This window comes from Pedococcus sp. P2_F6 (assembly GCF_056403675.1).
Window position 1 is genome coordinate 352,292 of record NZ_JBFUEZ010000002.1, and the last position, 21,882, is coordinate 374,173.

The 21,882-nt window shown below is 71.2% G+C and carries 21 protein-coding genes; 4 read left to right on the top strand and 17 right to left on the bottom strand.

What is annotated here, in order from left to right; genetic code table 11:
- Window positions 1-7 precede the first annotated feature (7 nt).
- The 5 genes from AC1DWP_RS07095 to AC1DWP_RS07115 form a co-directional block, all read right to left on the bottom strand.
- Window positions 8-1,648, bottom strand: coding sequence for a bifunctional uroporphyrinogen-III C-methyltransferase/uroporphyrinogen-III synthase (locus AC1DWP_RS07095; protein ID WP_477613753.1), 1,641 nt, complete (start codon window positions 1,646-1,648; stop codon window positions 8-10).
- Window positions 1,645-2,736 carry a hydroxymethylbilane synthase gene (gene hemC / locus AC1DWP_RS07100; protein WP_477613754.1) on the bottom strand — a complete coding sequence of 364 codons (1,092 nt, stop codon included), beginning with the start codon at window positions 2,734-2,736 and terminating at the stop codon, window positions 1,645-1,647. The genes AC1DWP_RS07095 and hemC overlap by 4 nt, the downstream gene beginning before the upstream one ends.
- Window positions 2,733-4,043 carry a glutamyl-tRNA reductase gene (locus AC1DWP_RS07105; protein ID WP_477613755.1) on the bottom strand — a complete coding sequence of 437 codons (1,311 nt, stop codon included), beginning with the start codon at window positions 4,041-4,043 and terminating at the stop codon, window positions 2,733-2,735. The genes hemC and AC1DWP_RS07105 overlap by 4 nt, the downstream gene beginning before the upstream one ends.
- Entirely contained in the window at window positions 4,040-4,756 is a 717-nt protein-coding gene (locus AC1DWP_RS07110) for a redox-sensing transcriptional repressor Rex (RefSeq protein ID WP_477613756.1), read from the bottom strand. Before AC1DWP_RS07110 ends, AC1DWP_RS07105 begins: the two co-directional genes overlap by 4 nt.
- 133 nt (window positions 4,757-4,889) lie before the next feature.
- A complete protein-coding gene (locus tag AC1DWP_RS07115; RefSeq protein WP_477613757.1) occupies window positions 4,890-5,156 on the bottom strand; it encodes a glutaredoxin family protein in 267 nt (88 codons plus the stop codon).
- Window positions 5,157-5,464: 308 nt separating this feature from the next.
- On the opposite strand from AC1DWP_RS07115, the gene AC1DWP_RS07120 reads away from it, so the two are divergent.
- A complete protein-coding gene (locus AC1DWP_RS07120; RefSeq protein WP_477613758.1) occupies window positions 5,465-6,172 on the top strand; it encodes a sigma-70 family RNA polymerase sigma factor in 708 nt (235 codons plus the stop codon).
- A gap of 152 nt (window positions 6,173-6,324) precedes the next feature.
- Entirely contained in the window at window positions 6,325-7,512 is a 1,188-nt protein-coding gene (locus AC1DWP_RS07125) for a DUF5667 domain-containing protein (RefSeq protein ID WP_477613759.1), read from the top strand.
- Between the two features lie 54 nt (window positions 7,513-7,566).
- Here AC1DWP_RS07125 and AC1DWP_RS07130 read toward each other — a convergent pair whose 3' ends face one another.
- The 3 genes from AC1DWP_RS07130 to AC1DWP_RS07140 form a co-directional block, all read right to left on the bottom strand.
- Window positions 7,567-8,958 (bottom strand): lysophospholipid acyltransferase family protein, encoded by a 1,392-nt coding sequence (locus tag AC1DWP_RS07130; protein ID WP_477613760.1) that lies wholly within the window; start codon window positions 8,956-8,958, stop codon window positions 7,567-7,569.
- Entirely contained in the window at window positions 8,958-10,007 is a 1,050-nt protein-coding gene (locus AC1DWP_RS07135) for an NAD-dependent epimerase/dehydratase family protein (RefSeq protein ID WP_477613761.1), read from the bottom strand. The genes AC1DWP_RS07130 and AC1DWP_RS07135 overlap by 1 nt, the downstream gene beginning before the upstream one ends.
- 179 nt (window positions 10,008-10,186) lie before the next feature.
- Window positions 10,187-10,285 (bottom strand): 30S ribosomal protein bS22, encoded by a 99-nt coding sequence (locus tag AC1DWP_RS07140; RefSeq protein ID WP_003792170.1) that lies wholly within the window; start codon window positions 10,283-10,285, stop codon window positions 10,187-10,189.
- Window positions 10,286-10,547: 262 nt separating this feature from the next.
- Between AC1DWP_RS07140 and AC1DWP_RS07145 the strand changes: the two genes are divergently transcribed.
- Window positions 10,548-13,784: a M36 family metallopeptidase gene (locus tag AC1DWP_RS07145; RefSeq protein ID WP_477613762.1), complete on the top strand. Its 3,237-nt coding sequence runs from the start codon at window positions 10,548-10,550 to the stop codon at window positions 13,782-13,784.
- An 83-nt stretch (window positions 13,785-13,867) separates the two neighbouring features.
- On the opposite strand, the gene AC1DWP_RS07150 is transcribed toward AC1DWP_RS07145, so the two are convergent.
- Together AC1DWP_RS07150 and AC1DWP_RS07155 are read right to left on the bottom strand one after the other, a co-directional pair.
- Window positions 13,868-14,068 (bottom strand): helix-turn-helix domain-containing protein, encoded by a 201-nt coding sequence (locus tag AC1DWP_RS07150; RefSeq protein ID WP_056915613.1) that lies wholly within the window; start codon window positions 14,066-14,068, stop codon window positions 13,868-13,870.
- A gap of 193 nt (window positions 14,069-14,261) precedes the next feature.
- Window positions 14,262-15,458, bottom strand: a complete 1,197-nt coding sequence (locus AC1DWP_RS07155; RefSeq protein WP_477613763.1) for an acetoin utilization protein AcuC — start codon at window positions 15,456-15,458, stop codon at window positions 14,262-14,264.
- A gap of 88 nt (window positions 15,459-15,546) precedes the next feature.
- Between AC1DWP_RS07155 and AC1DWP_RS07160 the strand changes: the two genes are divergently transcribed.
- Window positions 15,547-16,230 (top strand): potassium channel family protein, encoded by a 684-nt coding sequence (locus AC1DWP_RS07160; protein ID WP_477613764.1) that lies wholly within the window; start codon window positions 15,547-15,549, stop codon window positions 16,228-16,230.
- Window positions 16,231-16,294: 64 nt separating this feature from the next.
- On the opposite strand, the gene AC1DWP_RS07165 is transcribed toward AC1DWP_RS07160, so the two are convergent.
- The 7 genes from AC1DWP_RS07165 to AC1DWP_RS07195 all read right to left on the bottom strand — a co-directional run bounded on the left by AC1DWP_RS07165 (window position 16,295) and on the right by AC1DWP_RS07195 (window position 21,869).
- The gene (locus AC1DWP_RS07165) at window positions 16,295-16,831 is read right to left on the bottom strand and encodes an N-acetyltransferase family protein (protein ID WP_477613765.1); all 537 of its coding nucleotides are present in this window, start codon (window positions 16,829-16,831) and stop codon (window positions 16,295-16,297) included.
- A gap of 129 nt (window positions 16,832-16,960) precedes the next feature.
- Window positions 16,961-17,767, bottom strand: a complete 807-nt coding sequence (gene proC / locus AC1DWP_RS07170) for a pyrroline-5-carboxylate reductase (protein ID WP_477613766.1) — start codon at window positions 17,765-17,767, stop codon at window positions 16,961-16,963.
- A gap of 36 nt (window positions 17,768-17,803) precedes the next feature.
- Complete coding sequence (locus tag AC1DWP_RS07175; RefSeq protein WP_477613767.1) at window positions 17,804-18,754, bottom strand: proline dehydrogenase family protein; 951 nt, start codon at window positions 18,752-18,754, stop codon at window positions 17,804-17,806.
- 97 nt (window positions 18,755-18,851) lie between these two features.
- A complete protein-coding gene (locus tag AC1DWP_RS07180) occupies window positions 18,852-19,586 on the bottom strand; it encodes an ABC transporter permease (protein ID WP_477613768.1) in 735 nt (244 codons plus the stop codon).
- The gene (locus tag AC1DWP_RS07185) at window positions 19,583-20,308 is read right to left on the bottom strand and encodes an ABC transporter ATP-binding protein (protein WP_477613769.1); all 726 of its coding nucleotides are present in this window, start codon (window positions 20,306-20,308) and stop codon (window positions 19,583-19,585) included. The genes AC1DWP_RS07180 and AC1DWP_RS07185 overlap by 4 nt, the downstream gene beginning before the upstream one ends.
- Before the next feature lie 152 nt (window positions 20,309-20,460).
- Window positions 20,461-21,054: a TetR/AcrR family transcriptional regulator gene (locus AC1DWP_RS07190; RefSeq protein WP_477613770.1), complete on the bottom strand. Its 594-nt coding sequence runs from the start codon at window positions 21,052-21,054 to the stop codon at window positions 20,461-20,463.
- Complete coding sequence (locus AC1DWP_RS07195) at window positions 21,051-21,869, bottom strand: sugar phosphate isomerase/epimerase family protein (RefSeq protein WP_477613771.1); 819 nt, start codon at window positions 21,867-21,869, stop codon at window positions 21,051-21,053. The genes AC1DWP_RS07190 and AC1DWP_RS07195 overlap by 4 nt, the downstream gene beginning before the upstream one ends.
- Window positions 21,870-21,882: the final 13 nt, after the last annotated feature.

Below are 21,882 nucleotides of genomic sequence, written 5' to 3' on the forward strand. Positions count from 1 at the left end.
GGGACGGCTACTTCGCCCGGCGGCGTGACGCCGACTTCTTGGCGCTGGGACGCACCACGGGCTCGCCCGCCTCCGCGGCAGCGGTTGCCAGCCCCAGGCCGTAGTCGGCCAGCGCGTCGACGAGCGAGTCGGACGACGCCTCGGGCGCGAGGACGTCGACCCGCAAGCCGTGCTCCTCGGCCGTCTTGGCCGTGGCCGGACCGATGCACGCGATGACCGTTGACGGGTGCGGCTTGCCGGCGATGCCGACCAGGTTGCGCACCGTCGAGGACGACGTGAACACCGCTGCGTCGAACTGCCCGCCCTTGATGGCCTCACGGATGTGGGCGGCCGGCGGAGCGGCGCGCACCGTGCGGTATGCCGTGACGTCGTCCACCTCCCAGCCCATCTCCTGGAGGCCTGCGACGAGGGTGTCGGTGGCGATGTCGGCGCGCGGGAGGAAGACCCGGTTGATGGGGTCGAGCACCTCGTCGAACGGCGGCCACTCCTCGAGCAGCCCGTTGGCGGACATCTCGCCGGACGGCACGAGGTCGGGCACGATGCCCCACTCGCGCAGCGCCGCGGCGGTCACGCCACCGACCGCAGCGATCTTGAGCCCGGCGAAGGCCCGTGCGTCGAGCCCGAACTCCTCGAACTTCTCCCGCACGGCCTTCACGGCGTTGACCGAGGTGAACCCGATCCACTCGTAGCGACCGGTGACCAGGCCCTTGACCGCACGCTCCATCTGCTGGGGCGTGCGCGGCGGCTCGACCGAGATCGTGGGGACGACCTCGGCGGTCGCACCGAAGGACTCGAGCCGGGCGATGGTCGAGCCGGACTGCTCCTTGGTGCGGGGCACCAGGACGTTCCAGCCGAACAGCGGCTTGGTCTCGAACCAGGACAGGTTCTCGCGGAGAGCCACGGTCGTGCCGACCACCGCGAGGGCGGGGAACTCCAGGGTCTTCATGACCTTGGCGACCTCACCCAGGGTCGTGACGCGGGTGGCCTGACGGATCGTCGTGCCGCGCTCGGTGAGGGCTACCGGGCTGTCGGCTGACCGACCCGCCCCCAGCAGCTTGCCCAGCGCGACACCGAGGTCCTCGGGCTGGCCGAGCAGGACCACGGTGACCGAGTCGGCCACCGAGGCCGACCAGTCGACGTGCCGGTCGTTGGCGGAGATCACGTGCACGGCCGGCGAGCTGCTCGACGTCAGCGGGATGCCCGCGTAGGCCGGGACGGCCGAGACCGCGCTGACCCCGGGGACGATGTCGAAGCCGATGCCGGCCTTCTGGCAGGCGAGGGCTTCCTCCGCGAGGCCGTTGAAGGTGCCCGGGTCGCCGTCCATGAGCCGGACGACCAAGCCGCCGGTGGCGGACTTGGCGGCCTTGACGACGAGCTTGGCCCTCATGGCGTGGGTCAGTGGCTGCCCGTGCTCGCCGTGGCCGGCGTCGATGATCTCGACGTCCGCACGGCAGTAGCGGGCAACGACGTCCTCACGAGCCACCTGGTCGATGACGACCACGTCGGCTGCGGCGAGGAACTCCAGGGACCGCACGGTCATGAGTCCGGAGTCGCCGGGGCCGGCGCCGACGAAGGCGACGCGTCCCGGGACCCGGCTCTGACGAGGGGTCTGGTGGGTGGTGGGCTGGGTCGAGCGCGTGGGGCTCACAGTGCACGCTCCGTGCTGTCGTGTTCTGGGTGGCGGTCGGGGGCGGCGAGCGGAGCTGGTCCGTTCGCCTCGGCTGGGTCTGGTGTCAGTCCGTCGGTGACGGCGCTCGAGGGACCCGTGCCGGGCGGCACCGGTCGGGCAGGGGGGCGGTCCTCGGGTCCCTGCAACAGGTCGGCGCCGTCCTCGAGCAGCACGGCGGCGAGCCGGCGGCCGAGGGCCTCGCCGTCGTCGACGCCGCCCACGAGGGACCGGCGCAGGTCGAACGACCCGTCGACGGCACCGACGAAGGCACGCAGGGACAGCTCGAGCCCGTCCTCACCCTCGACGATCTCGGCCAGCGCTCCGACCGGTGCCGAGCAGCCGGCCTCGAGGGCCGCGAGGACAGCACGCTCGGCCGTCACGCACGCGCGGGTGTCGGGGTCGTCGAGGACCTCCAGCGCGGCGCGGGTGATGTCGTCGTCGGCCCGGCACTCCACGGCGAGTGCACCCTGGCCGGGGGCGGGCAGCATCTGGAGGGGGTCGATCGCCTCGGCGACCTCATCGAGCCGCCCGAGCCTGGCCAGACCCGCGCGAGCCAGCACGACGGCGTCGAGGGCGCCGTCCCTGACCAGCCCGATGCGGGTGTCGACGTTGCCGCGGATGTCCTTGAACGACAGCCCGAGCCCGAGGGCCGCGAGCTGGGCCACGCGCCGCGGCGAGCCGGTGCCGACGACCGCGCCCTCGCCGAGCTCACCGAGGGTGCGACCGCCCGAGGAGACCAGCACGTCGCGCGGGTCCTCACGGACCGGGAGGGCTGCCACGACCAGACCGGGCTCGGGCGTGGTCGGCAGGTCCTTGAGCGAGTGCACAGCGAGGTCGACCTCACCCGCGAGCAGGGCGCGGCGAAGGGCGGCCGCGAACACCCCGGTCCCGCCGATCGAGGCGAGCGAGGCGGTCGACGTGTCTCCCTCGGTGACGATCTCCACGAGCTCGACCGCATGACCCCGGGCGCGCAGCAGGTCGGCCACCCCGGTGGACTGGGTCGTGGCCAGGGGGCTGCGTCGGGTGCCCAGACGCAGGGCGAGGGGTGCGGCGGCAGGTGCGCTCACGGCATACCTCCACGCTCTGGCGGGGGCACGGACGCGATGACGGCCTCGCCGGGACGCAGGTCGAACAGCTCACGCAGGGCCTGCGCGTAGTCGGCGCCCTCACCGCCCACGGCGCGTTCCTTCATGCGGACCGTCGGGGTGTGCAGCAGCTTCTCGACGATGCGGTGGACGGCGAGCTGGACCTCTGCCCGGGCGACGTCGTCGAGGTCGGGGAGCCGCTGGTCGAGCCGGTTGAGCTCGCCCGCGACGACGTCGGCGGCGTGCGACCGCAGCGCCGCCACGGTCGGTGCGACGGTCTCCGCCGCCCGCGAGGTGAGGTATGCCGCGACCTCACCGATGACGAGGTCCGCCACCTCGCGCACCTGGGGCGGGGTCTGGCCTCCGGAGAGCTCCTCCCCCAGCGCACCCAGCCCGGCGAGGGTGACCCCACTCAGGGAGGCGACCTCGGGGGCGACGTCGTGGGGAAGGGCGAGGTCGACGTAGGCCTGCGGGCGCCCGGCGCGGGCCACCTGGGCATCGCCGGCGGTGGCGAGGTCGACGACCACGCCGGTCGACCCGGTGCAGGAGATGACGACGTCGGCGCCGGCCAGGGCAGCCGCCAGGTCGTCGAGGGGGCGAGCCGTGCCGCCGGTGCGCTCGGCGAGCCGAAGCGCCTTGGCCAGCGTCCGGTTGACGATCGTGAGCCCAGCGGCGCCGCGGCGCGAGACGGTCGTGGCGGCCAGCGAGCTCATGCCTCCGGCGCCCACGACGAGGACCTTGAGCCCGGCCAGGGACCCGAGCTCGCGTTCCGCGCGGGCCAGGCCGGCCTCGACGAGGGAGACGCTCACGGCGTCGATCCCGGTCTCGGTGTGGGCGCGCTTGCCGACGCGCAGGGCCTGCTGGAAGAGGGTGTTGAGGGCGGGGCCGGCGTGGCCGTACTTCTGCGACTCGCGCAGGGCAGAGCGCATCTGGCCGAGGATCTGGGCCTCACCGACCGCCATCGAGTCCAGGCCACAGGCGACCGTGAACGCGTGCGCGATCGCGCGGTCCTCGTAGTGCACGTAGAGGTGCTCGCGCAGCTCGTCGCGACCCACGCCGGTGACCTCGGTGAGCGCGTCCGAGATGTCGGTGACCGCACCGTGGAAGGTCATCGACTCGGCATAGACCTCGGTGCGGTTGCACGTGGACACGACGATCGCCTCGGAGAGGTTCTCGCGGCCGGTGAGGCCGGCGGAGAGCGCGCGGCGGCGGTCGGCGTCGAGCGACATCGCCTCGAGGAGGGGCAGCGGCGCGGTGTGGTGGGACAGGCCCAGGATGACCAGGCTCATCGGCTGACCGCCTGGGCCACGTGGTCGAGCGAGCCGGCCGAGACCTGGTCGAGCGCGCCCTCGGCGGCCAGCGCCCTGCGCTGCTCGTGGAAGGCGAGGATCTGCAGCTCGGTCGAGAGGTCGACCTTGCGGACGTCGACGTCGTCGGGCACGACGAGCACGCACGGGGCGAAGTTGAGGATCGAGCGCACCCCGACTGCCACGAGCTGGTCCGCCACGTCCTGCGCCGACGCGGCGGGCGTCGCGATGACGCCGATCGCCAGGCCCTGGTCGGCCACCAGCGACGCGAGGGCGCCCATCGGCTGCACGGTGATCCCGGCTATCTCCTGCCCCAGCAGGGCGGAGTCCTGGTCGAGCAGGGCGACGACGCGGAACCCGCGCGTGGCGAAGCCGCTGTAGGCCGCGAGCGCGTGGCCCAGGTTTCCCATCCCGATGATGGCGACCGGCCAGTCCTGGGTGAGGCCGAGCTCGCGGGAGATCTGGTAGGCGAGGTGGTCGACCTCGTAGCCGACCCCGCGCACGCCGTAGGACCCGAGGTGGGACAGGTCCTTGCGGAGTTTTGCACTGCGGACGCCCGCGGCGGAGGCCAGCTCCTCGGAGGACACCGACGTGATCCCGCGCTCCGCGAAGCCGGTCAGGGCTCGGAGGTACTCGGGTAGCCGTGCGACCGTGGCGTCGGGAATACCCCGACGGGCGCTCGGGTCGGCAGACACAGTCTCTTCCGGCTCCTTCTCATCACGGGCAGTCCGCGCCTGGCTGGAGCGGATGGGAGCCCGGCCAGATTACGCTTTTGTGAACGGATGCACAAAGTCACAAGCGTCCGTCTCAGGACCCGCGTGATCCACGTCACTTCGTGCTCGTGAGCGCGCTCCTCAGCCGGGTCTCGTCGACCCGCCAGTAGTCGTGCTGGCCCCCGTCCACGAAGGTGACGGGGATCTGCTCCCAGTACTGCTCGTTGAGTGCCGGGTCGTCCTCGATCGACAGCTCCACCCAACCCACCCCGAGGTCGGCGGCCACGCGCTCGATGACGGCCCGCGCCTCATCGCACAGGTGGCACCCCGGTTTGCTGACCAGGGTGATGCGCACCTCGGCGGGCGTGGGGGTTGCGGACACACCCCGAGCGTATGCCGCGTGGGCCCAACGGCCGCTTCCCGCCGCCGCTCGCGGTAGCGGGCGCCTCACCCGCCCCACGGGGCTCGCTGGACACCGCGGCATACCGAGATGTGTCGCAGGTCTCCTGACAATCTGGCAGATATCGGGGAAACTGTCCGATCAAGGAGGCCCCGATCCGGATTCGTGCACCACGCAGCGCCGCGAGACGACTCGCGGTCCCTCGTGCTGCCCACTGGGCCGGAGACCAGGGTCCGCTCTGGGCAACGAGCCGCCCGGCCTTCGGTTACGCCACGGTGGGCGACCACGGCATGGGAGCGGCCACGGCGGACTTCCTCGGCACCCTGCGAGTGCTGCTGAGCCTCGCCGGCGAGGCCGGCACGGCCGGCACCCTGTCGGGAGGTGGCCACGAAGGTTCAGGCGGCGGTTCGGCTGCGCGCGCCGGCTTCGGGCCGGGTGAGGCGCCCCAGGACTTCGAACGCATCTCCGCGCTGGTCGAGCTGGCCCAGCGTGGCGACGCCGAGGCGTTCGGGATGCTCTACGAACGCTACGTCGACGTCGTCTACCGCTATGTCTACGTGCGGGTGGGAGGCAAGCAGCTGGCCGAGGACATCACCTCGGAGACCTTCCTGCGTGCACTGCGCCGGATGGACTCCTTCTCCTGGCAGGGCCGCGACATCGCGGCCTGGTTCATCACCATCGCGCGGAACCTGATCACCGACAACGCCAAGTCGGCTCGCTTCCGCATGGAGGTCACCACCGCCGACATGCTCGACGCCGACCGTCGCGTGGACGCCCCCGACCAGGAGGTGCTGGACCGGCTGCGCGACCAGCGCCTGCTCGCCGCCGTCAAGGGTCTCAAGCCCGAGCAGGCCGAGTGCGTGGTGCTCCGGTTCCTGCAGGGACTGACCCTCGCGGAGACCGCCAAGGTCCTCGGCAAGTCCGAGGGCGCAGTGAAGCAGCTCCAGCTGCGCGCCGTGCGCGCCCTGCACCGGGAGCTCGCCGATGTCGACATCTGAGACCCGCAGGTTTCGCTACGTGGCGACGCGTAACTTCCGGCATCGCACCTCGTTCTCAGCACGACACACGTTCGGTGACAACACGCTCACCGACCACATGACCGGGACATCATGACCGGGGACACCGCAGGGCTGGGGAGGGAGAAGCCGACATGCCAGTACTGAACCGTTCGGCAGACCGTTTCCAGCGCGCCCTCGAAGGCGAGCGGATCACCGATGCCCACCTCGTCGAGCTCGTCGAGACCAGCCGCCACCTCGTGGACCTCGTCCCGACCATCCCGGCTCCGGACACCGCCTTCGTCACCACGCTGCGCGAGCGGCTGATGGCCGAGGCCGCACGGATGCCCGCGCCCAGCCCGGTCGCCGCCAAGGCCGCGGCCGCCCGTCGTGCCGCCTCCCGCAACACCCCCGTCGTGGTCCTGGTGGGTCGTGGCCTGCCCCGCCTGGTCGCCGGCGCCGCCGCCTCGGCGCTGCTCGTCGGCGGCATCGTGGGCGCGGTCTCCCGCAGCGCGGTGCCCGGTGACGCGCTGTACCCCGTGAAGGGCTGGCTCGACGGCGTGGCCGTCCGGCTCGCCGACAACGACTTCGACCGCGGCCAGACCTACCTGTCCCAGGCCCAGGGACACATCTCCGATGCCCGTCAGCTGGCCGAGGCCGACCGCGAGGACCCCACGGACGTCGACGTCGCGCTCGAGGGTGCCATCGACACCGTGCGCAAGGGGCGGCAGGCGCTCGACACCTCCTATGCCGCGACCGGCAACCCCCAGTCCCTGCTCGCCATGCGCGACTTCACGGAGCGGGCCCTCCCTCAGGTCGACGCCCTGAAGGCCGAGGTGCCCGCCCCATCGCTGCTGACGCTCGGGCGGCTCGAGGCCCTGCTGCGCGACACGCAGGAGAGCACCTCGCGACGGATCGCTGCCTGCGGCAGCTCCTGCAGCTCAGACCTCGCCTCGACGATCGGCCCGGGTTCGCTGCCCGGCGCCACGACCACCTCGGGTCCCTCCGCGTCACCGACCAGCGGCGCGTCCGGTGGCATCACCGTGCCCAGCACCGCCGTGACGGCACCGGCGGGCGGCGTGCTGCCCGGCGGCTCGAGCGGCTCCGGAGCGGTCGTCGGAGGCGGTGGCGGCAGCGCCAGCCTGTCGACGGGCGGCGCGAGCGTGCGCCTGCCGACCGTCAGTGCTTCGGTGCCGGGAGTGCCCTCCGCCAGCGCCACCGTGCCGCTCCCCTCGGTGTCGCTCGGCACCGGAGGCGGCAGTGTCGCGGTCCCGAGCAGCACCCTCGGCCCGGTCACCCTGCCCGGCGTCACGGTCACGCTGCCCTCAGTCACGCTGCCCTGAGTCACGCTGCCCTCAGTCACGCTGCCTGATCCAGCCCCGTGGGGCCAGCTCCCGTCAGAAGAAGACGGAACGGCGCTGCATGAGCAGGGAGTAGAGCGTCTGCTGGATGGTCTCGCGCACCTGGTCGGTGAGGTCGAAGACGAGCATGGGGTCGTCGGCGGCGTTCGGCCCCAGGTCTGCGGTCTCCACGGGTGCGCCGAACTCGATGATCCACTTGCTGGGCAACGGGATCAGCCCGAGCGGGCCGAGCAAGGGCCAGGTGGGCGTGATCGGCGCGTAGGGCGCCCCCAGCAGCCGCGCAACGGTCTTCATGTTGCCGATGATCGGGTAGATCTCCTCGGCGCCGACGATCGAGCACGGGATGATGGGCGCGCCCGTCTTGAGCGCAGCGGAGACGAAGCCGCCCCGCCCGAACCGCTGCAGCTTGTAGCGCTCGCTGAACGGCTTGCCGACTCCCTTGAAGCCCTCGGGCCAGACCCCGCACAGCTCGCCGCTCGACAGCAGCCGCTCGGCGTCGGGGTTCGCGGCCAGCGTCGAGCCCGACTTGCGCGCGACCTGGCCGACGACGGGGGTCTGGAAGACCAGGTCGGCACCCAGCATCCGCAGGTGACGGTGCGCAGGGTGCTCGTCGTGGACGGCCACCTGGGTCATCAGCGAGTCCATGGCGACCGTGCCGGAGTGGTTGGCGACGACCAGGCCGCCGCCAACGGTCGGGATGTTCTCGATCCCGCGGACCTCGACGCGGAACCACGACCGGTAGAGCGGCCGCAGGATCGGCAGGTAGAAGTGTCTGGTGAAGTCCTCGTCGAAGCCGAACTCGTCGACGGTGTAGTCGCCCGTCACCCGACGCCGCACGAACGACAGCAACGAGGCGATGTGGCGCTCGACGTCGTCCGACGAGATCCCCGCCGCCTCCGAGGCAACCCGGACCGCAGCGATGCCCGCAGTCAGCAGCTCCTCGACTCCCGGCGCGATGCTGCGAGAGGTCGCCGGTTCCGGCACGTCAACCGGCACGACGGTCTCGTCCGTCACCGCCTTGAGGGTGCGCACCTTGGCGTCAGGGGTATGCCGCTCTCCTGACGTGGCCGCACCCGTCACCTCCCGAGGTGGCCGGGCGGGCTTGGCGGCCTTGCTGGGCTGGGTCGTGCGGGCGCCGGAACGGGACACCGCCTTGCGGCTTGGCACCGCCTTGGCCACCGGGCTCGGGCGATGTTTGCCACTGGCCGTCGAGGGGGTGGTCGCCGAGGCGGCCGATGCCGACGCAGATGCGCGTGCGGGAGCGGGAGCTGTCGTGGGAGCGGCAGCTGCGGGGGCAGCCGGGGTGGTCGACGCGAGCAGGGGCGTGCTGCGGCGCTTGGCGCGTTCCCCGGATGCCCTGGCGGCGCCCGCTGCGAGGGCGCCCTTGCGCGCGGTGGGTTTCGCCGGCTTCTTGGGCGTCGAGGCCATCAGTCGTTCCTCCCTGCAGCCCACACGTGGCTGATCGCGCCGGCGGCACTCTCCGCGGCGCCGGTGACGGCCGACCCGAACATCCCGGCCCCCGGGATCGCCGAGCCGACCCCCTGCGCATAGTCGGCGAAGGCAGCCCGCGTGGTGTAGTCCGGCTCGTACCCCAGCACCTCACGCATCCGTCGGGTGTCCAACCCGCGACCGAAGGCGAGGAACTGGATCTGGTCGCTGCTGAAGTCGGCGAGCCCGGACCGCTTCACGAGGTTTCCGAAGATGCCCGCAGCGGGCATCGGCACGGGGATGATCGGCCGGCCGGCCATGCCCGCCGCCTGGCTCACGGTGATGACCCCGTCCCCGGCGATGTTGGTGATGCCCGTGCTCGGGCCCGTGGTGGCGAGCAGCAGCGAGCCGATCGCGTCGCTCTCGTGCACGAACTGCAGGCGGGCGTCGTAGCCGAAGGGCACCGGCACGACGGGCAGGGCGAAGTAGTCGGTCAGGGACGTGCGGATGCCCCGACCGATGATGTTGGCGAAGCGCAGCATGGAGATCTCGACGTCGGGACGGCGACGCGAGAAGCCGCGGACGTAGCCCTCGACCTCGACCGAGTCCTTGCCGAATCCCGCTCTGGGCAACGACTTCGGGCCCATGTCCTCGGTGAACATCGCAGGGTCGCGCGGGCTGGAACCGTAGATGGCCGCGGACGACTTCACGACGAGACGCTTGATGCTGGACGCCTTCTGGCACGCAGCGAGGAGCTGCATCGTGCCGATGACGTTGATCTCCTTCATCGACGTGCGGCCACCGGCGCCGGTCGGCGTCGCGATGACGTTCATGTGCACGACGGTGTCGACCTCGGACTGCGCGATGATCTTGCCGATCATCGGGTTCCGGATGTCAGCGCGGACGAACTCGGCCCGGCCGATGTCCCCCGGCGGGGGGATGACGTCGACGCCGATGACGCGCTTGACGGTGGGGTCCTGGGTCAGGGCCCTGGCGAACTGCCCGCCGAGGTAGCGGGAGACACCCGTCACGAGGACGACCTCAGCCACGATCCCTCCCGCGGGGTCCGATGGTCGCGAGGCTCGCGACCCGTGCCAACCCTACCGAGAGCCGTGCCCCGGCCGACGGGAGTGCGCCTTCCGTGGACGCGTGCCTCGTCACACTTTCGGACTGCCGCACTCATACCCCCGCTCAAGACAAAAGGCCCCCGCTCAGCGGGGGCCCTCGATCACTTCTTGTTGCGACGCTGGTGGCGCGTCTTGCGAAGGAGCTTGCGGTGCTTCTTCTTCGCCATGCGCTTGCGGCGCTTCTTGATGACAGAGCCCATGGTGTCCTCTTGATCGTGGTCGGTGTTGCCGGACGGGGCAACGAACCAACGCACCACGCCGAACTGTGGACGTCACTCTAGCGGCCCGCGACCCTGCAACCCAAACCCACGTCCAGGCAAGGCCCCCGAGGCGCACGTGGCGGGGATCCGCCACCACGAGGGCGTCAGCCCGACATGACCAGCCAGTAACCACTCGTGGGGAGCCCTCGTTGTCAGGCCACCCGGGCCAACGAGGGCCCGCAGAGCGCAGGAGACGTCGACCATGTCCCGCAGGCACCCCTCTGTCAGACCACTGGGAATCGGGGTGTGCCTGCTGACCGCGGCGGCCACCGCCCTCCCCCTGTCCACCGCGTCCGCCGCCCTTCCCGGTGCACCGGTCCTCCCCGCGCTCGGCGACACCGTCGACGCGCTCGGCAGGACCCTGGACACCCGGGCGGTGAAGGACGCCGTCGTGCCCACGACGTCGGCCCGCAACGCCGCGTCCGCCCTGCTCGCCAAGGCCGGCAGCGGCACTCGTGCCACCTGGGACGAGCGGTTCGGCACGCTTCGCTCGGTGCGCACTGACGGTTACCTCACGTCGGCGACCACCGGCACCGCCGTGGACGTCGCCCGTGGCTGGCTGCGCACCAACGCCGCGGCCTTCGGGCTCACGACCGCCCAGGTCGACTCGCTCGCCGTGGTGCGCGACCACGCCCTGCCCACCACCGGCACGCACGTCGTGGACTTCGTCCAGACCGCCGACGGCGTCGCTGCTGCGCGCGGAGGGCGGCTCAACGTCGCCGTCACCAAGGACGGCAGAGTCCTCTCGTATGCCGGCGACCCCACCCCGGGTGCGAACCTCACCGGCGGCTGGGCGCTCGGCGAGGCAGCCGCGCTGCTGAAGGTTGCCGGTGGCCTCGCACCAGACGTGTCCTACGCCCCCAAGGCGAGCGGCACCCAGGCCGGCTACACCACCTACGCGGCCGGACCCTTCGGCGGACCGTCGTACGTCAAGAAGGTGACCTTCGGGACCAAGGCCGGCCCTGTCGCGGCATACAAGGTGTATTTCATCAAGAGCCCGCAGGAGGCCTGGGAGGTCGTCGTCGACGGCACCACCGGGCGCACCCTCTACCGGACCTCCGTCGTCGACTTCGAGGGCGACCCGCAGGGAACGGTCTACGACAACTACCCGGGCGCGGCCAAGGGCGGCCAGCCACGGCAGCAGTCGTTCGGGCCGACGACGCAGTCGCCGAAGGGCTGGGTCGACCCGACCGGGCTGCTCGGCACCGGCGTCACGACCTACGGCAACAACGCCGACACCTACGCCAACTGGTCCAACTTCATCGGGCCGGTGGACAACGCCCCGCGCCCGGTCGCCCCGACCGGGAACTTCAGCTACACCTACACGAACCAGTGGGCGGCCACCAAGGGGCAGACGGTCCCCCCGTCCTACGCCGAGGACCTGAACCCCGCTGCGACCAACTTGTTCTTCCAGCACAACAGGATCCACGACGAGTACTACGACCTCGGGTTCACCGAGACCGCCGGAAACTTCCAGCTCGACAACGGGAGCAACGGCGGCAACGGCGGTGACCCGGTCCGCGGGCTGGTCCAGGCCGGTGCCGCGTCCGGTGGCAACCCGACCTACACGGGCCGCGACAACGCCTACATGCTCACCCTCGACGACGGCATCCCCCCGTGGAGCGGCATGTTCCTGTGGGAACCCATCGACGACGCCTTCGAGGGGCCCTACCGCGACGGCTCGTTCGACATGAGCGTGATCCAGCACGAGTACACCCACGGCCTCTCGACCCGTTACGTCGCGGGCGGCAGCGCGCTCGGCTCGCAGCAGGCGGGGTCGATGGGTGAGGGCTGGTCGGACTGGTACGCCCTCAACCACGGCTTCAAGACCGGGCTGCTCACCCAGCCGATCGTCGGCGACTACGTCACCGGCAACCCCACGCGGGGCATCCGCAACTGGAACTACGACCAGAACCCGACCACGTTCGGGGACATCGGCTACGACCTGACCGGTCCGGAGGTGCACGCCGACGGCGAGATCTGGACCGCGACCCTGTGGGACCTGCGCAAGGCCCTGGTGGCTCGCTACGGCGCCACCCAGGGAGCCGAGGTCGCCGCCCGCCTGGTCACCGACGGAATGCCGCTGACCGCACCGGACCCGAGCTTCCTCGACGCCCGTGACGGCATCCTCTCCGCCGACCTCGACCGCTACCACGGTGACAACACCGACCTCATCTGGTCGGTCTTCGCCAAGCGCGGTGCGGGCGCCGGTGCCCACTCGAACACCGGTGACGACACCGACCCCACCCCCGCCTTCGACCACCCTTCAGCGGCCAAGAACGGCACGGTCGCGCTGACGCTCGTCAACGCGACCACGGGTCAGCCGATCAACAACGCCAAGGTGATCCTCGGTCGGTTCGAGGCCAGGGTCACCCCGCTCGTCCGCACCGGCTCCGCGGGCGGCGCCAGTGTCAAGGCGCTCGCAGGCACCTACCCGCTGACCATCCAGGCACCGGGGTTCGGCGTCCAGACCATCGACGCCTTCGCCGTGACGGCAGGACGCAACACGGCCAGGACGATCAAGCTCGCCCCCAACCTGGCCTCCACGGCCGCAGGTGCGCAGATCGTCAACGTCTCCAGTGAGGACGACGGAGCCCCCGCCAAGTTCGCCTTCGACGACACCGCCGCGTCGGTGTGGTCCACGAAGCCCGGCGCCACGGCATACAACGCAGGCCCGGACCAGCGGGTGACGGTGAAGCTCGCGGCTCCGGCCACGGTCAGCAGCCTGCGCGTCAGCGCGTTCAAGGCCACCAACGCCTCACGTTTCGTCGCCCTGAAGGACTTCACGGTCCAGACGTCGACGGACGGGGTCAGCTGGACCACGGCCCGCACCGGTGGCTTCGCGTATGCCGCGCCGCGGCCCACCGCGCCGGACCTCAACTTCGCGACGTTCTCACTGGCGAAGCCGGTGAAGGCGGGCTACGTCCGGTTCTTCATCGACTCGGTGCAGGGCAACACGTCGACGTCGGCCCAGGTGGCGGACATCGAGGTCTTCGGGGCCGGGGCGACCGTCGCCAACGGCTCGGTCACGCCTGACCCGGCCTACACCGACTCGGGCACGATCGTCGCGCCCAACCCGGCTGCGGGCGACCCGACCGGTCTGCAGAACGTGTTCGGCGTGACCGGCACCGAGATGAACACCGCGTGCACGTTCCCGCCGGCCAGCCAGGGTGCCGACGGCTGGGTCACGAAGTTCCCGCTCGGGTTCTCCGACGGGCTGCACTCGGTCTCGGTCAAGGGCACCAGCGACGCCGACGCCACGGTGGGCCACGACCTGGACCTGTACTTCCTGGACAGCGCCTGCCAGCTGACGGGCTCTGCGGCGACGTCGGCTGCTGACGAGTCGGCGGTCATCCCGCCCGGCTCGGTCTACCTGGTGACCCAGCTCTACACCGGGGCGAACGTGAAGGTGGACGTCACCGCGGTCGACAACCGCTGACCGCTGCTCCGCCCGCGTCAACGGACAGGGTGGGCCGGGACTTCTCGTCCCGGCCCACCCWGTCGTCGTGCGGTCAGCACCAATCAGGCGGTGTCGACGTAGGACGTGCGCAGGTACTTGTGCACGGCGTCCTCCGGAACCCGGAAGGACCGTCCCACGCGAATGGCGGGAAGCTCTCCAGCGTGCACCATGCGGTACACCGTCATCTTCGACACGCGCATGATCGAGGCCACCTCGGCAACGGTCAGGAACCGCACCTCGGCGAGCTGTCGCTCGTTGGACATGATTACCTCGATCTTCTACACGCGCGCATCGCCGGCTTCCCGTCCGGCGGACCTCTACGCTCGTGCAGAAGGAACTGTAGGGGCTGATGTGACTCGTGGGGAAGCCAACGGGGAAAACTCTTTCGACTTGTCCAGTCGACACGCCGCCAAGGTCCTGTGAATCACAGAGGTGTCACTCCGCCGGCGACCCCGGTCAGTCGAACCAGACGTCCAGGCCGTGCAGCCCGAACACCGACTCACGCGTCGCCATGATGGCCCGGTCCACCTCGTCGTGGGGGTTGTAGCCCATGTCCCAGGGCTGGTGCCAGATCGGACCGTCGGCCGGGTCCAAGTCGCCCATCCGGCGGGGACCCTCGCGGCCGAAGGCCTGGCGCACGTGGTCGAGCCAGTCCTGCGGCACCTGCTCGGTCAACGGGATCGGGCGGTGCGCAGCGATGGCGGTCAGGTGCGTCCACGTCCTCGGCACGACGTGCACGAGCTCGTAGCCGCCGCCACCCAGGGCGACCCAGCGCCCGTCGCAGACCTCGTGGGAGAGCCGGTGCAGCGACTCCGCCGCCCCCCGCTGGGCATCGACCGACATGGCCAGGTGGGCCAACGGGTCCTGGGCGTGGGTGTCGCAGCCGTGCTGGGTGACCAGGACATCCGGCTTGAACGCCCGCACCAGGGGCAGCGCCGTGGAGTGCAGCGCACGCAGCCAGGCGGAGTCGCCCGTGCCAGGCGGCAGCGCGATGTTGACCGACTCGCCCTGCGCCTTCGGGCCCCCGATGTCGCCCGCGAAGCCGGTGCCGGGAAACAGGGCCCGGCCGGACTCGTGCAGCGAGATCGTCAGCACCCGGGGGTCGTCCCAGAAGATGCGCTCGACGCCGTCGCCGTGGTGCACGTCGATGTCGACGTAGGCGACTCGCTGGGCACCGTGGTCGAGCAGCCACTGGATGCCGACGGCGATGTCGTTGTAGATGCAGAACCCCGCGGCGTTTCCGGCCATCGCGTGGTGCAGCCCGCCACAGAAGTTGACGCCGTGCTGGGTGCGTCCCTCCCAGACGTCGGCGCACACCTGGCGGGTGCCCTCGACCACCCGGGCACTCGCGTCGTGCATGCCGGGGAAGGCCGGGTCGTCCTCGGTGCCGAGGCCGTAGGCCGGATCGGCCGACGACGGGTCTGCCGACGCCGCCCTGACCGCCGCCACGTAGTCGGCCGTGTGCACGGTCGCCAGGACGTCGTCGCCCGGCACGTCCGGGGAGAAGACCTCTACGTCGTCGGGATCGAAGACGCCGAGGGCGTCGCAGAGCCGGGCCGTCAGGTCGAGACGGACCGGGTTCATGGGATGACCCGGTCCGAAGTTGTAGGCGGTGAAGCCGGGATCCCAGACCACCCGCACCTGTGAGGGCATGGGCCGACGCTACCGGGCGAGGGGTCATCGCGGACAGCACGGTCCCACCTGCAGGGACGCGCTAGCGTGGGAGGTCTCACCATCCCCGATGCCGCGGAGGACCGCAGTGGCGAAGAAGCTCTACGAAGACGACGTCCTCGTCATCGGCCTCGGCCGGTTCGGCAGTGCGGTCGCGATCGAGCTGACGAAGCTCGGGCACCACGTCGTCGGCGTCGAGCGCGACCCTCACCTCGCCGAGTCGTTCCTGGGCAAGGTGGGTCGCATCGTCCAGGCCGACGCGGCCCAGCCGCAGTCGGTCGCCAACCTCAAGGCCCGCAGCTTCCAGATCGCGGTCGTCGGCATCGGCTCGTCGGTCGAGGCCTCGGTGCTGTGCGCGATGAACCTCGTGGACGCCGGCATCCCCACCATCTGGGCCAAGGCGCTCTCCCCCGAGCACGCCCGCATCCTCGAGCGCATCGGCGTCCACCACGTCATCTCCCCCGAGGTCGACAGCGGCCGCCGCGTTGCGCACCTGCTCAACGGCAAGCTGATGGACTACATCGAGTTCGACGACGGCTTTGCCATCGTCAAGATGAAGCCGCCGCAGGAAGCCATCGGTTTCACGTTGAAGCAGAGCGCGATCCGCAGCAAGTACGGCGTGACCATCGTGGGCGTGAAGGCGCCCGGCAGCGACTTCACGTATGCCGTGCCCGAGACCAAGGTGACGGCCCACGACACGTTGATCGTCAGCGGCCCGACCGACCTGCTCGACCGCCTCGCCGCACGCCCCTAGCCAGCCGTTCCTCCCCCGCCAGGCGAGGTATGCCGCGTGGCCGGCCACGCGGCATACCTGGCGGTCAGAGGTTGGGGACGCCGCGGTCCTCGCCGAGGGGAAGCACCATGGCGACCTCGTCCTCCGCGGCGTCGTCACCCTTGACGCGCATCGGTCGGCGGCTGTCGGTCGGGCGGAAGCCGAAGCCGCTGGCGAAGGCGACCGCGCGGCCGTTGTCCACCCCCACCCAGTAGGCGAGGTGGCTGCGACCCTGCTGGCGCGCGGCGTCGGCGCCGGCCTGCACCAGCTGGGTCGCCACACCCGTGCCTCGGGCAGTCGGAGCCACCCACAGACCGAACAGCTCAGCGATCTTCTCGTTGTCCTTCTCGCCCTCCTGGCGGGCTTGGCCGACGCTGGCCACCCCCACCGGCGCCCCGTCCTGCTCGGCGATCAGTCGCTGGGAGCGGCGCATCCTGCGGCGCCAGAAGTCTTCCTCGTAGCCGCGTTCCTCGTCGGCGCTCGCCACGAAGGCGTCGGGCGACTCCTCGAGCGCGCTGAGCCGCACCGATCGGTACTGCTCCCACTCGTCCTCACCCAGTGACCGCACGGTGATGTCGCTCATGGACCCACTCTCGCATGATCCACGCGTGTTCGGTCAGGTGGGTTGCTGGGTGTTCACCCAGAGCCGACTGGGAGTTCCCCGAGCACGCAGACGGTCGCGCCCGGCCGGCTGGGGTGGGTGGGGCAGCCCTCAGTCGTTGCCCGAGGCGAGCTCGTGCGAGCGGTTGGCGGCGGCCTCCATGGCCGTGATGAAGGCGGCCCGCACCTTGTGGTCGTCGAGCTGGCGCAGCGCGGCGGCCGTCGTGCCACCGGGCGAGGTGACCTGCTCGCGCAGGACGGTGGGGTGCTGGCCGGTCTCGCGCATCATCGTCGCCGCACCGAACAGCGTCTGGACGACGAGCTCCGTGGCGGTCGGCCGGGGCAGCCCCAGCACCACGCCCGCCTCGATCATCGCCTCGACGACGTAGAAGATGTACGCCGGTCCGCTGCCGCTGATCGCGGTGACGGCGTCCTGGTGCTTCTCGGCGACCTGGACGACGCGACCGCACGAGCGCAGCAGCTCGGAGGCCTCCTCGAGGTGGGCCGCGTCAGCACTGCGACCGGGGCTCACGGCAGCCATCCCCTGGTCGACCAGGGCCGGGGTGTTCGGCATGACCCGGACGACGGCGACCCCCGCCGGGAGCCGGTGCTCGAGGTAGGCCGTGGGGATGCCCGCGGCGAGGCTGACCACGAGGTTTCCGGGCGAGACGTGGTCGCGGATCTCCTCGACGAGCCCGCCCATGTCCTGCGGCTTGACGACCAGGACCAGGGTGTCGGCGGCCTCTGCCGCCGCGATGTTCGACATGGCACGCACGCCGTACTGCTCGGCCAGCTGGTCGGCCCGGTCCGGCCGACGAGCAGTCACGACGAGCTCGTCAGCGCTGCGACCAGACCGGATCAGCCCGGACAGCAGCGTCTCGCCCATCACACCGGCACCGAGGATTGCGACAGTTCCCATGGCGGCAGTCTTCCAGTCGCGGGAGGTGTGTGCGCCTCAGTTCTTGGTGGCGAGACCGCGCAGGAAGAACACCGTGTTGGCGGGACGCTCGGCCATCCGGCGCATGAGGTAGCCGTACCACTCCTCGCCATAGGGGATGTAGACCCGCATCTGGTTGCCCCGGTCGGCGATCCGCTTCTGCTCCTCGGGCCGGATCCCGTAGAGCATCTGGTACTCGTAGCTGTCGGCGTCGCGGTGGTGGTGCGAGGCCAGCGCGCCGGCGATCTCGACCAGCCGCGGGTCGTGGCTGGCCACCATCGGGTAGCCGTCGCCCGCCATCAGGATCTTGAGGCAGCGCACGTAGTTCTGGTCGACGTCCGAGCTGCTCTGGTACGCAACGGATTCGGGCTCCTTGTAGGCACCCTTGCACAGCCGCACGCGGCTGCCCTCGTGGGCCAGGTCGCGGCAGTCCGCCTCGCTGCGGTGCAGGTAGGACTGGATCACCGCGCCGACCCACGGGAAGTCCTGGCGCAGCTCGCGCAAGGACTCCAGCGTGGCGTCGGTCGTCGTGTGGTCCTCCATGTCGAGGGTCACCGTCGTGCCGGCGTTCGCCGCCGCCTGGCAGATCTCGCGGGCATGGTCGAGGGCGATCTTGTGACCGTCGCCGGGGAGGTACTGGCCCAGCGCGGACAGCTTGAGGCTGACCTCGCCCATGCCGTGCTGCGACAGGTCGGCGTCCGCGAGCGCCTCGAGCAGCTCGATGTAGTGGTCACGGGTGCGGATCGCCTGGGTGAGGTCGGCGGTGTCCTCGCCCAGGTAGTCGATCGTCGCGAGCCGGTTGGTGGCGCGCAGCTCGGCGGTCGCGCTGACGGCGTCCTGCGTGCGGTCGCCGGGGACGAACCGCTTGACCACGCTGCGGCTCACCGGCGCCTTCTCGATCGTCTGTCGCACAGCGCCGCTCTTGGAGAGCTGGAGCAGGCTGTTGCGCAGCAGGTCACTGGCGTCCACGTGAGTCCTTCCGACCGGGTGCCGCGGAGGTCGCGGCCGCCGACAAGGCTAACCGCCAACCAGCAGGTATGCCGCGCCGCGGGGTGCCGCGCCCGCCTCAGGCGGTGCGGCGACGCAGGGTGAGGCTGCCGAGGACCAGCGCGACCAGCACCCACAGGCCGATGACGGCAGCGTCCGCGGTCACGTCGGCGCCCGGGGTGGGACTGGACGTCACCGACTTCATGGCGTCCACGGCATACGACAGGGGCAGCACGTCGGAGAGCCAGCGCAGGACGTCGGGCAGCCCGTCGCGGGCCACGAGCAGTCCGCACAGCAGGAACTGCGGCAGCACGAACGCCGGCATGAACTGCACCGCCTGGAACTCGGTGCGCGCGAAACCGCTCGCGAGCAGGCCCAGCGCGGTCCCCAGCAGGGCGTCGAGGACGGCCACCACCACGAGCTGCCACGCGGGACCGGCGACGTCGAGGCCGCACACGTAGACCGCGAAGGCCGTCGCGATCAGGGCCTGCAGGACCGCCATCACCCCGAAGGCGAGGGCGTAGCCGAACATGAAGTCCCCCTTGCCCATCGGCGTGGTGAGCAGCCGCTCGAGGGTCCCCGACGTCCGCTCACGGAGGGTCGCGACGCTCGTGACGATGAACATCACCACGAACGGGAACACACCGAGCAATGGTGCCCCGAGGCCGTCGAAGACCGGGGTGCCGTTGAAGATCCAGGCCAGCAGGCCGATCAGCACGCAGGGGACGACGAGCATCAGCCCGATGGTCCGGTGGTCGGCACGCAGCTGGGCCAGGACCCGGCCGGCCGTGACGAGGGTGCGGTGGGCGTTCATCGGGCAGTCTCCTCGGCGCGGTCGATCAGGGACAGGAAGGCGTGCTCGGCGTCGTCGGCGCCGGTGCGGGCGAGCAGCTCGGGCAGGGTGTCGTCGGCCATGATGCGGCCCTCACGCAGCAGGAGCAGGCGGTCGCAGCGACTCGCCTCGTCCATCACGTGGCTCGACACCAGCAGCGAACGCCCTTGGCCCGCAAGGCGTTTGAACAGCTCCCAAAGGTCGCGCCGAAGCACCGGGTCGAGGCCGACCGTGGGTTCGTCGAGGACCAGCAGCTCGGGGTCGCCGACGAGCGCGGCCGCGAGCGACACGCGCGACCGCTGCCCACCGGACAGGCGACCGACCAGGGAGTCGGCGTGGCTCGTGAGGTCGACGGCCTCGATGGCCTCGTCGGCTGCCGACGGGGCCGCCCCGAGGATATTGGCGAAGTAGCGGACGTTGGCCCGCACGGACAGGTCGTCGTAGACGCTCGGCGTCTGGGTGACGTAGCCGATCCGGTTGCGCAGCGACGGCGAGCCCGCGGGCTCCCCGAGCACCGTGACGTCGCCGGACTCGACGACCTGGACCCCCACGACCGCCCGGATCAGGGTCGACTTGCCGCTGCCACTGGGCCCCAGCAGTCCGACCACCTGCCCGGCCGGGACCGACATGGTCAGGTCGGGCAACACCTCACGACCGCCGCGCACCACGCGGAGGTTCGTGATCTCGATGGCTATATTCATCATGCGATGAATATAGCCCTGCTCCTTCGCCCGGACAAGACCTTTGTCAGCCGTCGCCGGACGACCATGGTCGGGGGCGGGGCGACAGGCGCGAGCACGACCAAACCCGCGCACCTGCCGAGCCTGGTCGTCCTCCGGTATGCCGCGGGGTCGCCCTACGGGGCGAGGTAGCGCTGGATCGTGGGCCCGACCAGGGCGGCCAGCTCGTCGTGCTCGGCGTCCACCACCGCCGGGAACTCCACGATGTAGCGCATCATCGCCAGCCCGACCATCTGGGACGCCGCCAGACCGGCGCGCAGCTCGAGGTCGGCCGGCCGGTCGCCGTCGGCTGCCATCGCCCGCAGCACCCTGCCGAAGACCTCGCGGGTCAGGAACTCGCGCAGCATCCGGGTCGCCTCCTCGTGGCTGACCGCCGCCCGCATCAGGGCCTGGAAGCGCTGCCTCCCGTCCTCGGAGTCCCAGACCGCGAGGAAGGTCCGCACCAGCGCCTCGCCCACCTGGTCCCGTGGCCCCTCGACCACGGCGCTGATCAGCGCCGCCGGGTCGGCCGGGATGTCCATCACGGCCGCGAACAGCTGCGCCTTGCCGCCGAAGTAGTGGTGCACCAGGGCCGGGTCGACCGCAGCCCGGCGGGCGATGCCACGCAGCGAGGTGCCGTCGTAGCCCTGGTCGGCGAAGTCGACCCGGGCGGCCTCGACGATGGCCTGGCGCGTGTCCACACCTCCGGGGCGGCGTCCACGGGGGCTCATGACGCGCCGACCGTCGTCGCGGTCGCGAGGTGCAGCCGGGCGAACGCCAGGGACTCGGCGAGGTCGACCTCCCGCTGCTCCTGGGTGAGCTTGCGGGTCCCCACCTCGACGACGACCGATCCCGAGAACTGTTGCACCGCAAGCATTTCGAGGAACTCCGCACAGGGCTGGGTGCCGCGCCCGGGGACGAGGTGCTCGTCCTTGAGGGAGCCCAGGCCGTCGGCGAGGTGGACGTGGGCGAGCCGGGGCCCGAGCGCCGCGGCCATGGCCATGGCGTCGGAGCCCGCCGTCGACGTGTGCGAGAGGTCGAGGGTCACGTTGTCGTAGGCCTGGGGCACCGGGTCCCAGTGCGGCAGGTAGGCCTCGAACTCCCGCTGCCGGGCGCGCCAGGGAAACATGTTCTCGACGGCCAGTGCGACGCCGGTCTCGTGCTCGCGCAGCGCCACCCCCTCGACGAACTCGCCGGCGTACTCCTTCTGCCACCGGAAGGGTGGGTGCAGCACCACCGTGGACGCCCCCACCTCCTGGGCCAGGGCGATCGAGTTGTCCACCTTGGTCCACGGGTCGGGTCCCCAGATGCGCTGGGTGAGCAGGAGCGTGGGTGCGTGCACCGACACGACGGGTATGCCGTGGAGCCGGGACAGCGCCGCGAGCGCGCCGGCCTCCTGCGAGACGGGGTCGGTCCAGACCATCACCTCGACGGCGTCGTAGCCGAGCCGGGCCGCCGTGGCGAAGGCCGACGCGCAGGTGTCCGGGTAGACCGACGCGGTCGAGAGGGCCACCGTGGCTCCTGGGATCGACACGGCTTGGGCCATGCACCGAGCCTAC